Below are 11,684 nucleotides of genomic sequence, written 5' to 3' on the forward strand. Positions count from 1 at the left end.
CACTCATCAGGCTGGTAGCGTCTGGTAGATACCGATGTAGGCGTCTGGGTTGGTGAAAGACGCATCCTGAACCACGTAGCGCTGCTTGGTGGCATAGCTGTCTAGCCCGTGATCGCTGCCGAACAAGCGCGCCAAGTCCTCTTCGTGATCCTGGCTGTCAATCACAAACCGCGCCGCTTCGGGCTTCTGGTTATCTGCCAGCACAAGCCGGATTTTTTGCCAGTCTTCAAAGAAATACTCTTCGAGCAATGGGACGATGCGATTGCTGAAGACCTGCGACAACGCCACCAGCCTTTCATCGCCATCAGGCACTTCCGCAAGCGATGTGAAGTAAGCATGACCAATGCAATGGTCTCGGTCGTAAAGTGCTTCGACGCGCTGATTGATAACCGACAGCATTCGCGGGATATTGATCACATGCCCGCCCAATGTCACCCGTAGGTCAAAAAGTGGCGCACCCGCCTCATCACGAGCATCAGGCAGCACGGGCACAAAGTCGAACCTGCGACGCAACGCTGTATCAAGCAGGGCCAATGATCGGTCTGCCGTGTTCATCGTGCCGATGATGTCAACGTTAGAGGGTACCGAGAAGGCTTCGCCCGAGTACGGCAATGTGACAGAGATGGCGTTTTCCGCACCCTCGCGCTTGTCCTGTTCGATCAACGTGATCAGTTCGCCGAATATCTTGCTGATATTGCCCCGGTTAATTTCGTCGATGACCATGGCAAAGCGCTGATCCGGTGCTAGGCGCGCCTTGCGACACAGATCTTTGAACGCGCCAGGTCGTATTTCGTACTTGATAGCACCCGATTCAGTATCGTCGTCCAGCACTGGGCGTAGGCCTTCCACGAATTCCTCATAGCCATATGACTGGTGGAACGTGACAAAGCTGTAGTGACGGAGGATTTCCGAAGACTGAGCGCCAGCCTGGTATTCCTTGAGCAAGGCGACGAGGTCGGCACAGGCGTCCTCCCATTCACCCGCGAGGTGCCAGACACGCTCGTCGCTCTTGTCGAACACCTGCGGGCTAAAACGCAGCTTCTGCTTGACGGTCGTGGACTCATCAACCGTGCGCTGCTGCAGCGTCGTCCAGATTGTCTGCCGCACGTTGTCCCTGCGGCCTTTGGCCGTGGCCAGCGCATCGATGAAGGGGTGCGCTAAAAGCTGGCTCACGTTGGCCTTGCCGCCAAGGTCAACCAACGCCAGAACAGCAGCTTCCCACCACTTCAGCGGAACAATCCTGTCAGCGATAAATTGGCTCTGCCATTCTACCGCCGACACCGAGGTCGTCGCCTGCTCATAGTCCCGCCGCAGCAATTTGGAAACCTCGTAAGTCTTGCCGGTCCCGGGCGGCCCATAGTAAATGCGATTGAAGGCTTGCGTGACGACTGCATCCATCGTTGGCTCCTCGTCATCGGATTCCTCGTCGGACTCAGTGGGGTCATCCCGAAGTTGGTCAGGCCACAGGCCTGGGCGTTCGGTTTCCAACACCAACCACTCTTCCAGCATTTCACGCTCGGCGACCAAGGCGGCTTCAATTTTCGCCACCAGATCATCGGTCAGTAGTTCCCTGTTCAACTTGGGCACGGCACCGACATCACGTGTCCAGGATATCTTTCGGGTGCGGGAGCCACGGATCACACCGAGCACGCCGATCGCACGCTCACTGCCAGGGCTCTTGCGGCCAAAGCGCACCTGAATCCCTTTGCCCATGTGCCACCAATCCAGCCCCGCCGCGTGAACGGCTCTGGATAGTCGGCAAAACGTAGCCACGTCCTGCGCCGACCAAGAAGCCCGGAAGGTTTTGAAGGCGGGCTTGCCATCGAAGTGCTTAAGCAGGTCTTCGTCGCTGAGCTTTTCACCCAAATCCAGCTTGGTCACTACCTCGTCATAGCGGACCCGGAATTTTCGAATGGCCTCGACGCTCCAGTCGGCCAATTCAGCCAGCGATTTGCCCAGCCCTTCTGACATCGAAAGCATGGCGACAATGGGTGACGCGTTGTCGTAGCCGCCGCGCAGTGCAAGGTAGTCACGACGAACGGGCGCGCCATCTTCAAGCCCGACCGTATCGATCTTGACCACAAAACCATGGACCGCATCGATCCCTACCGTATAAGCTAATTTCTTGGGGGAATCCGCTGCCGGATAGATACGCGCCCAGTTATAGGCGGCAAAGTTGTTGCCCTGATTTGTCGGGCGCTTGCGACACTCAACGTACCCCAAGGGAAACAGCTCGACCTTCAGCTTATTTGCCCACTCCTCAGTGATCTCGTAGGCTTGCTTCAAGGCGTCATAGGCTCGCTTCTGTTCAGGATTAGAGGCGTCATGCTTTTGCCCCTTCCACTTGTTCAGCAGTTTGAAGTGGTCACTGGTGAAATAGTCCGCCATGTCTTCTTATATCCCCTCAACATCGATTCCGTGTTCGGCCAGCCAGGCCTTCCGCTGCGCATAGTCGGGCATTGCGCGCTCAACGCGCAGCCAGAAGGCAGGGGTGTGGTGTGGCTCGTGCAGATGGGCGATCTCGTGCACCACCACATATTCTGCTATACGGGCTGGCAGTAAGATGGTCTTCCAGTGGAAGTACAGCCAGTCGCCCTTGCCGCAAGAACCCCAGCGATAACCGAGGTCCTGCACCTTTACGCCGGCAGGCGCCACCTCCATGCGTGACTGGTAGTCGGCCACCCGGGCCGACAGCCAGAGGCGAGCCCTTTCGCTATACCAGCGGATGAAGTGCTCCCGTGCGCCTGCCTGCGCATCGCGGTGCAGCGCAAAGCGGCCATTCACCAGCTTCAGGGGCGCGTCTTGCTCATCCACCAATTTCAGCCGATGGCTGCGCCCCAGATACAGGAAGCCCTCGCCGCCAACGAACTCTTTGCGCGGCACCTTGCGTTGCAATCGGTCCTTCTCGGCAAGCTTGGTATAGATCCAGAAGCGCTTTTCGCTGACAAAGTCACGGAGTTGGTCGATGCCAACTTCAGGCGGTGCGCTCAGAATCAGTTCCCCCGTTCTTTCAACGGTGATTTGCATTGTCCGACGCCGGGCACTGCGCCGTATCGTGAAGAGCAAGTCGTCCACCTGGAAGCTAGCCTCTGTCTCTGTCTCTGCCTCGGTCGCAGGGGTGTCCGCATGGTGGCGGATAGATTTCAGGGTTGCCAGCATGGCTCTACACCTGCACCAACTTGTCGTGACTGGCGCGTGCCTGCTCCATCAACTTGTCCGCCAGCACGCCCGCTTTGTCGGTGTCCACCAACGGTGGCCGCAGGCGCATCAAGTGCTCGAACAGTTGCGTGTTCAGGTCTTCCTGTGCCGCACGTTTATGGGGGCTCCAGATATCGCGGTTGCTTTGCAGCTCCTGCACCAGCAGATCCACCAGATCCACGGTCACATCCTTCAGTCGCAGCGACTCGGCTGCCGTGGGTGCCTGGCCAGCACACACCACGTCCAGCACGGTGCGCAGGAAGGGCGCGCAATGCTCGGGCAAGTCGCTCGGTGCATCGGCGCTCCCCGCCTTGCCCGTGCGCAGCTCGTCGATGATCTTCTGCAGTTGCGAGATCACCTCGGTCCACTTTTCGCCCAGTGTTTTGAGAATATCGTTCAAGTGCTCTGAGAGCTTGCGATACAGCACCGGGTCTTCATCGGTGTGCTTGCGGATGTGCGAGCGAATTGCGTGTTCCATTTCAGACGCCTTGGCACGGTCGTTCGCGGCCCGCGCAACGTGCGTGTCGAACTGGGCATCGGTCAGCTGAATCGGCGGGATCTTGGGGTCAATACCCAGCGAGATCACATGGTCGTCAATCAGCTTGCGTACTTTGGCGCCGACATCCTTACCTAGTACCGGCGTGTCCTTGTAGCGGTTGCGGGCGCGGGCGTAGATGTAGGCCAGGCGCTTGGCGTCGCCGGAATAGGGCAATCCTTCCGGCCGCGGCAACACTGTGTCGAGCGATCCGAGGAAGGCCTTGAGCTTGACGGCAAATTCGGCGCGCAACTTCTCGCTACCCAGCGCCTCGACACAGGCTTCGGTGTCCTCCAGCGACTCGATGCCGCGCCGGCGGAACAGATCCACCACGCGCAGATGCCGGTCGCGCAGTACCGGCACCTCGTCCTTGAGGCTGGCCAGCGCGCCTTCCACGTCCTCATCGGCGTAGGCCGCCAGCGCCTCCTTCAAGTGCTGTGCCACGCCGTAGTAGTCCACTACGATGCCGCAACGTTTGCCGAAGCCGGTACGGTTGACGCGGGCAATCGCCTGCAGCAACTCCGCCTCGCGGATCGGGCGATCGAGATACATCACGCCCTCAATCGGCGCATCAAAGCCGGTGAGCAACATCGACTTCACCACCAGGAAGGCCAATGGGTCGGTCTTCTCTGGCTTGGCATGGAATAGCGGCTTCTTGAAGCGCTTGATCAGCTGCTCGTGTGCAGCCCCGTCAGTCCATTGCTTCCACGCTGGGTCATCGTTGTTGCTGCCAGAAATGATGGGCGCGAACTCAATGCGCGCCAGTGTGTCGCGCCAGCGCCAAGCCTGCACTAACGCCTGCATGCTCACAGGACGCTGACATAGCGCTTCGTCATCCAGCGCCTTGTCCTCGGGCGAGAGCGCGTTGGCCTCGGCCAGCAACTCATCGCGGGCTGATCGCAAGGCTTCGAAATAACGAATCGCTGCCAACCGGCTATACGCCACCACCTGCGCCTTGTAGCCATTGGGCAGGATGTTGGTCACGTAGTGGCGAAGGATGTCGCGGGCCTTGTCGGCGATCAGCGCCGGGGCGTCAAAGATGTGGCCCTTGGTGGCGTACTTTTTCTTGATCGCCTCCAGCTCCTCCGGCGAGTGCTGGCGGAACAGGTCTTCGAACAGCTCGTCCAGGCTGGCGCCGTCCTTGATTGCGCCGTTGGCCGTGCGGCCCTCGTAGAGCACCGGCACCGTAGCACCGTCGGCCTCGGCTTCCTTGATGGTGTAGCGGTCGATGAACTCGCCAAAAATTTCATGGGTGCGCTTCTTGTCGCCCATGATGATCGGCGTGCCGGTAAAGCCGATGCGCGCGCAGTTGGGCAGGCCCGCCAGCAGGTTGGCGTGCAGGTCGCCCGCCTGGGTGCGGTGCGCCTCGTCCACCAGTACGAGGATGCTGTCGTCCTCGTTCAGCACCTCAAATTTTTCGTCGGCTTTATAAGTAGCCTTCGGTTCTTCCACCTTGGGCAAATCGCCGGCCGTCAGCGGAGTATCACCTGCTGTATCCGGGTCGCGATATTTCTGGATGGTGGCAAAGATCAGCGCTGGCCCTTTGCGCCGCGCCAGCGCTTTCACGCCCGCCGTGCTCTCAGCCACGTCCACCACTTCGCCGGTCAGGGTGGCAGTCACCGACAACTGACCCTGCAGGTCCTTGCGGTCGGTGACGACGATGACCTTGAAGCGCCGCAGGTCAGCTTCCGCGCGCATCTTGCGCACCAGGAACACCATGGTCAGGCTCTTGCCCGAGCCCTGGGTGTGCCAGATGATGCCGCCGCGCTGGTCGTGCTCGCCATGCTGCAGCCGGGTCAGGCCGGTTTTGAGGCGCGCAATCGCCCGGTTCACCGCCCGGTACTGCTGGTAGCGGCACACGGTCTTGATGGTCTGGCCGCCTGCTTGCATGAACAACATGAAGTTCTTCACCACATCCAGCAAATGAGCAGGGGTGAGCAACCCGGCGATCAAGCGTTCCTGTTCGGAAATGGCCGCCTTGCCCAGCGCCTGCGCCACCTCAATCTCGCTACCGCAGCCATCAGGGCCGACCACCGACTTCCACTGGGCGTAGTGCGCGCCAACGGTTGCCTGACACGCGGGCCGCAATCATGTGGCGATCCCGGGCAGCCATGACCGTGCGCAAGCAGGCTTCTTCGGCCAATGACAGATAGCGAACGACCTTGCGGGATTGTCCGCCCTTGATGCGCGTCCCCAGCAGCGGGTTGGTGGTGATCAGCCCCCAGCTGACCGCTTTGGACAGCGCAGCCCGCAGGCACGCAAGGTCACGCGCAGCAGTTGAACGGGTGGGCGGGGATTTGGTCTTGTCGGTGGGGGTCGTCAGGCGTTGTTGCAGCCATTGGTCCGCCCATGCGGTGTTGAAGCCGGTCAATGGGTCGCCCAGATGATCTGCGAACACTTGCTCCAGCCGATTGGCGTACATGTGGCCGCGCTTGAGCTCCAACGTCGCCCAAGCGCGATATCGCTGATCGATGAAGTCTTGCAGGGTGGGGGCGAGGGACCTGCTGTTTCCGATCCGAGGTAATCCCGATTGCAGGTACTCAGCGATGGCGTGGGTGGCTTGTGCGCGAGCTAGATCCAACGGGATTGCAGTCGTAGGTCCGATGGTGCGTCGCTTCCCGTGCGCCCAAGACACGATCCATGCTTTATGGCCCGATGGCTGCACCCGCAAGATCAGCCCTCGTACCTGGGCATCCCGGATCTCATAGGGTCGCTCTTGGGGTTGATAGGTTTCGACTTGGCGTTTGGTCAGCTGGACCCGCATTGAACCGGCTTCCGTAAGTTGGCTTACCGCCAAGATAGGACGCCGGGATGGGCGGAGGCTGGATACGGATTGTCCGCGTTTGGCGACCTGGGGGAGCGATGCTGCGGGGTGCTCGGCCACCGGTGCTTTCGGTTGTCCCGGCGTGCGGACTCGTTGATTAGCAAGCAGTGTCTTTGCTTTGCTCCTCCGGCTCCGTAGGTGGACTGATCCTGCTCTTCGCTCGGGGGACTACTCTCCTGGCGTAGGCGAACGGCTGCGAGTCCTGCAAGGGGCGTTTTGCGTGACGCGGGCAACAGCGCTATGCTCGGTTCACCGTGTGGGGCGGTAGCTCAGCTGGGAGAGCGTCGCGTTCGCAATGCGAAGGTCGGGAGTTCGATCCTCCTCCGCTCCACCAAGTCTTCAAGCAAAGAAGCCGCATCGGATGATGCGGCTTCTTTGCGTTTTTGCGCTAGGAATAGGCGGTTTGGCGAATTTTTCGCCATGTGGCAGCGCGGCTTCTGCGTGTGAACCCTCGCTACACAAGGCATTTCGAGGAATTTTCGGCGGATGTGAAAAATTTTGTGAAATTGGCTTGCCGAAACCGACATAGCTCCGTAATATACGCCTCCTCGACGGCAGCAACGCCGACGAAAACAAAACAAAGTGGCCGAGTAGCTCAGTTGGTAGAGCAGGGGATTGAAAATCCCCGTGTCGGCGGTTCGATTCCGTCCTCGGCCACCAAAATTTCAAGGGTTCGCAGAAATGCGAGCCCTTTTTTGTTGTTCTTTTGCGCCGGATTTGCTCCGGTTGCGATTGTGGTGGTGCTTTGGGTTTGCGGTTTGTGGGAGCGGCTTGAGCCGCGAAGCTGGGGTTGCCGAGTTTGCAGTGCGAGCTTGCGATCTGATGGATCGTTTGCTTCGCGGCTTACGCCGCTCCTACAAGAGCGGATCTGCGGGTTCTTTGGTGGTTCTGCCGAGCATGGCTCGGCACTACAGCTGACGCGGCCCCGATTTGGTCGGGGCTGTGATGCTCAGTTGCTTGGGAGCAATGGGCGCAGTACGGGTTCCAGCTGTTCGCGACGCCAGCCGGCGAGGGCGGTCGGCCAGTTGCCACTTTCCAGCAAGGCCTCCAGGTGCTTGCGCGAGGCGAGCAGGCCGTCCGGCAATCCCAGCTCGGCGGTGCGCTTGCTGACGGCGTCCTGCAGGCGCTTGAGTGCGCTCTTGTTGCTGTCGGTGGCCGGCAGGGCCATCGGTGCGTCGGCTTCGTCGGCAAGCGGGGTGTTCAGTGCTTCCCATACCTGCTGGGCCAACTTGCGCGGGGCCTTGGGGAAGCGGCCGAACAGCTTCAGCATGGCGTCGTAATCGGCTGGCGGGGTGCGCGCCAGCACGTTGGCAAGTTCATTGTCCAGGATCCAGCTGCGCGGCTTGTCGCTGCTGCGGGCCTGCTGGTCGCGCCAGCGCAACAGGCGCAACAGGCGCAGCTGGGCGTCGCGCTCCAGCACCTGCGAGGAGCGCATCGACAGGTGTGGCCAATGCTCGCCTTCGTCACCTTCGACGCTGGCCAGCAGGCGTTCGCCATCGTCCTGCAGCCATTGCATGCGATCTGCAGCCTGCAGCTTGGCGCTGATGGTGTCGTGCATGGCGAACAGGTATTCGACATCTTCGGCGGCGTATTCCAGCTGTGCGTCGCTGAGCGGGCGCTTGAGCCAGTCCGAGCGGGTCTCGCCCTTGGGCAGGGTAACGCCGGTGATCTCGGCAACCAGCTTCTGATAGCCCATGCCGCCGCCGATGCCGGCCAGTGCGGCGCCGATCTGGGTGTCGAACAGCGGCCGCGGCAGCGCGTCGCAGGCGCACTTGAAGGCGACGAGGTCTTCGCTGGCGCTGTGCATGATCTTGGTGATCGAGGTATCGGTCAGCCAGGGCTTCAGTGCCTCGCACATGCCGGGGATCAGCGGGTCGATCAGCAGGATTTCATCGCCGACCGCCATCTGTACCAGGGCCAGCTGCGGCCAATAGGTGCGTTCGCGGATGAATTCGGTATCCAGCCCGATCCGGCTCGGGCGCTGGCGGTAGCGTTCTTCCAACTCCGCCGGGTGTTTGATCCAGTAAGCCACGTGGGGTTCCGTCAACTGCAGGGTTTGCTCAGGCAGGCGAGAATAGCCTAACGTCGGGCCGCTCCCGGGAAAGTGTGCAAGGTAATGGAGGCGTTTTTGGGTAAAACCGGCCAAGTGTTGGGTCTGACGGCGCTGTTGCTGGCGCTGGCGGGGTGTAGCGGCAGCGCGCCGCAAGCGCCGTTGGCTGCGCCAAATGCCGAGCCAGCGAAGAAGCCAAGCCTGGCCGAGCGGCTGGAGGCGAGGGCTGAGGCACGTGCCGAAGCCAAGGCCGAGGCAGCTGCGGCAGCAAAGGGCCAGCCCGCAACGCCGGATCCCACCCCGCAGCTTGAGGACATCACGTTGCCGGTCTGGAGCGCGCCGGAAGTCAGCCTGCAGCCCGGGCAACTGGCCGAAGCGCGCAAGGCGGCCGACAAGGCGCTGGCCGAGGACAGGCTGTACCGCGAGGCCGAGGATGCCATTCCGCTCTACCTGGCGATCCTGGCGCAGCAGCCGAGGGACCGGGCCGCGCAGCGCGGCCTGGACAAGGCCCGGCAGCGTCTGCGCGCGCAGGCAAGCGCCTTGATGGCGCAACCGGAGAATCAACGCCAGGCCCTGGCCCAGGCTGCCGAGATCGCTGGCGTAGCGGTGGCGTTGGCGCCCGAGGGCAAGGCCGAGCAGGCCTTGCAGCAGCGCATCGCAGTGGCGCGGCGGTTGCTGGCGCTGAACCGCGCCGGCGAACAGGCGCTGCGCCAACACCAGTTTGGCGAGGATGGCGGCGGCGCACAGGCGGCGTTCCGCGAAGTGCTGGCGTCCGATCCACTCAACAGCCGCGCCCGGCAGGGCTTGGCGGCGGTGGAAAGCGGCCTGATCCGCCGCGCCGAACATGCCGCGGCAATGGACTCGGACTTCGAGGCGGCCGCGCGCTGGTTGGACAAGGCCACCACCATCCGTGGCGAGGCCGTGACCTTGAAGGATGCACGTGCGCGCATCGAAGGCATCCGCACCGCCCAGCTTGATGCGCTGCGCGAAGGCGGCCTGCGTGATCTGGTCTCATCCAAGGGGCTGAAGGATGCGCGGCTGAAGCTGGCCCAGGCCGAGCGCATCGCGCTGCCCGGCGACCGCACCGTGGTCCTGCTGCGCGAGCGCATCGAGCTGGTCACCCATTACGGCAGCTTCCGCCCGGGGCAGGTGTTCAGCGATGCCCTGGCCGATGGCAGCCGGGGTCCGCAGATGGTGGTGGTGCCCTATGGCAGCTTCCAGATGGGGGCGACGGAGGGCGAGATCGGCAGCGCCGATGCCGAACGTCCGCAGCATCTGGTGAGCTTCGAGCGCGGTTTTGCGATGTCGATCACCGAGGTTACCGTGGCCGACTTCCGTCGCTTCGTGGAGGCCGCCAAGGCGCGCCCGCGCGCGACCCGGCGCGGCCATTCGATTGTCTATGACGAGCGTAGCGGCAACTTCATCCGTCGCAGCGGGGTGGATTGGCAGTCCGATTACAACGGTGCCAAGGCCGCGCCCAACAGTCCGGTGATGCATGTCAGCGTCCGCGATGCTGAAGCCTATGCGGCGTGGCTGTCCGATCAGACCGGACGCTACTACCGCCTGCCCAGCGAATCGGAATTCGAATATGCACTGCGGGCTGGCAGCCAGGGCCGCTATCCGTGGGGGCGATCGATGACGCCGCCGGAGAACGCCGGCAACTTCACTGGCAGCCTGGATGTATCGCCCAGTGGTCGGCACTGGAACAATGCCTTCGTCGGCTATGGCGATGGGTTCTGGGGCACCGCGCCGGTGGCGATGTTCAGTGCCAATGCCTGGGGCCTGCACGACATCAGCGGCAACGTCAGCGAGTGGGTGGCCGATTGCTGGCACGCCAGCTACCGGCGTGCGCCGGCCGATGGCGCGGCCTGGTACAACCCGGGTTGCCGGCAACGGGTGATCCGCGGTGGCAACTGGGCCAATGCGCCGGAGCAGACCCGTGCGGCGTGGCGGCAATCACAGGACTCGGACGTCACCTCGGCGCGCATCGGTTTCCGCCTGGTACGCGGAATTTGACCTTGCAGCGGCCTGCGCTGGCGGTACCATCGGCGAGGGCCAGCCCGGCCCAGACGGAATCCAACCATGCGACAAGATCCTTTCGGTAACCAAGGCAATGGCGGTCAACGTCGGCGTGGCGGCGGCCTGTTCGGGAATATACGCTGGGTGATCCTGCTGGGCTTCGCGGTCTATGGCGGCTGCTACTACTTCGGCAACCGCTCGGTGGACCCGTATACCGGCGAGAAGGTGCTGATCGACAGCTCGCTCAATGCCAGTGAAGAGAAGGCGATGGGCCTGCAGGCCTACCAGGAGATCCTGGCGCAGGAGCGGCCGGTCGATCCAAATTCGCAGATCGCCCGCCAAGTGCGCGAGATCGCCAGTCGCCTGATCGCCAAGGTCGACGTGGTGGAAACCTCGCTGGCGCAGGAGCACGGCCTGCAGCCGCAGCACTTCGCCAAGGACTTCGAGTGGGACGTGAACGTGCTGCAGTCCGATGAGGCCAATGCGTTCTGCCTGCCCGGCGGCAAGATGGCGGTCTATACCGGGCTGATTCCGGTTGCACAGAACGCAGATGCCCTGGCGGTGGTGATGGGGCACGAAATCGCCCACGCCTTGTTACGGCATGGAGCCCAGCGCATGGCCCAGCAGAAGCTGACCCAGATCGGGCAGATGGCTGGCGCGGCCAGCGGTATGGATGTTCAACAGCAGCAGATGATGATGTCGGCCATGGGCTACGGCTACCTGCTGCCGTATGCGCGCTCGCATGAAACCCAGGCAGATGAAGTCGGGCTGATGCTGGCCGCAGCTGCCTGCTTCAACCCGGAAGAAGCGGTGCCGCTATGGCAGCGCATGAGTCAGGCCAGTGGCGGGCAGGCGCCGCCGGAGTTCTCATCCACCCATCCCAATCCCGGCACCCGCATCCAGAACCTGCAGGCCTTGATGCCCAAGGCGCTGGAGTACAAGCAGCGCTTCTGCACCGTCGGCGCTGCAGCCAGGTAACACGCGGCGCAGCGGACTGCACAGGGACATAACGAACGCCGGAGGATGCTCGCCGGCGTTCTTGCTTTGTGGCCAGAGGT

Annotated in this window: 7 protein-coding genes and 2 tRNA genes; 4 read left to right on the forward strand and 5 right to left on the reverse strand. The window is 62.3% G+C overall.

Annotated elements, in window-relative coordinates; translation table 11 throughout:
* Positions 1-6: 6 nt before the first annotated feature.
* The 4 genes from ACVOLI_RS00060 to ACVOLI_RS00075 are packed head-to-tail and all read right to left on the reverse strand — an operon-like array spanning position 7 to position 6,497.
* Positions 7-2,388, reverse strand: coding sequence for an McrB family protein (locus ACVOLI_RS00060; protein WP_481533005.1), 2,382 nt, complete (start codon positions 2,386-2,388; stop codon positions 7-9).
* A 6-nt stretch (positions 2,389-2,394) separates the two neighbouring features.
* Positions 2,395-3,159 carry a M48 family metallopeptidase gene (locus ACVOLI_RS00065; RefSeq protein WP_481533006.1) on the reverse strand — a complete coding sequence of 255 codons (765 nt, stop codon included), beginning with the start codon at positions 3,157-3,159 and terminating at the stop codon, positions 2,395-2,397.
* Positions 3,160-3,163: 4 nt separating this feature from the next.
* A complete protein-coding gene (locus ACVOLI_RS00070) occupies positions 3,164-5,821 on the reverse strand; it encodes a type I restriction endonuclease subunit R (RefSeq protein WP_481533007.1) in 2,658 nt (885 codons plus the stop codon).
* On the reverse strand, positions 5,754-6,497 hold the full coding sequence (locus ACVOLI_RS00075; protein ID WP_481533008.1) for an integrase arm-type DNA-binding domain-containing protein: 744 nt from the start codon (positions 6,495-6,497) through the stop codon (positions 5,754-5,756). Before ACVOLI_RS00075 ends, ACVOLI_RS00070 begins: the two co-directional genes overlap by 68 nt.
* Positions 6,498-6,815: 318 nt before the next feature.
* Here ACVOLI_RS00075 and ACVOLI_RS00080 point away from each other — a divergent pair.
* Both ACVOLI_RS00080 and ACVOLI_RS00085 read left to right on the forward strand, forming a co-directional pair.
* A tRNA-Ala gene (locus ACVOLI_RS00080) sits at positions 6,816-6,891 on the forward strand.
* A 250-nt stretch (positions 6,892-7,141) separates the two neighbouring features.
* Positions 7,142-7,217, forward strand: a tRNA-Phe gene (locus tag ACVOLI_RS00085).
* Positions 7,218-7,506: 289 nt separating this feature from the next.
* On the opposite strand, the gene rnd is transcribed toward ACVOLI_RS00085, so the two are convergent.
* Positions 7,507-8,589: a ribonuclease D gene (rnd, locus tag ACVOLI_RS00090; RefSeq protein ID WP_481533009.1), complete on the reverse strand. Its 1,083-nt coding sequence runs from the start codon at positions 8,587-8,589 to the stop codon at positions 7,507-7,509.
* Positions 8,590-8,673: 84 nt separating this feature from the next.
* On the opposite strand from rnd, the gene ACVOLI_RS00095 reads away from it, so the two are divergent.
* Positions 8,674-10,623: an SUMF1/EgtB/PvdO family nonheme iron enzyme gene (locus ACVOLI_RS00095; RefSeq protein ID WP_481533010.1), complete on the forward strand. Its 1,950-nt coding sequence runs from the start codon at positions 8,674-8,676 to the stop codon at positions 10,621-10,623.
* Between the two features lie 66 nt (positions 10,624-10,689).
* Positions 10,690-11,604 (forward strand): M48 family metallopeptidase, encoded by a 915-nt coding sequence (locus tag ACVOLI_RS00100; protein WP_481533011.1) that lies wholly within the window; start codon positions 10,690-10,692, stop codon positions 11,602-11,604.
* Positions 11,605-11,684: the final 80 nt, after the last annotated feature.

The sequence above is a fragment of the Stenotrophomonas sp. STEN029 genome (assembly GCF_056760015.1).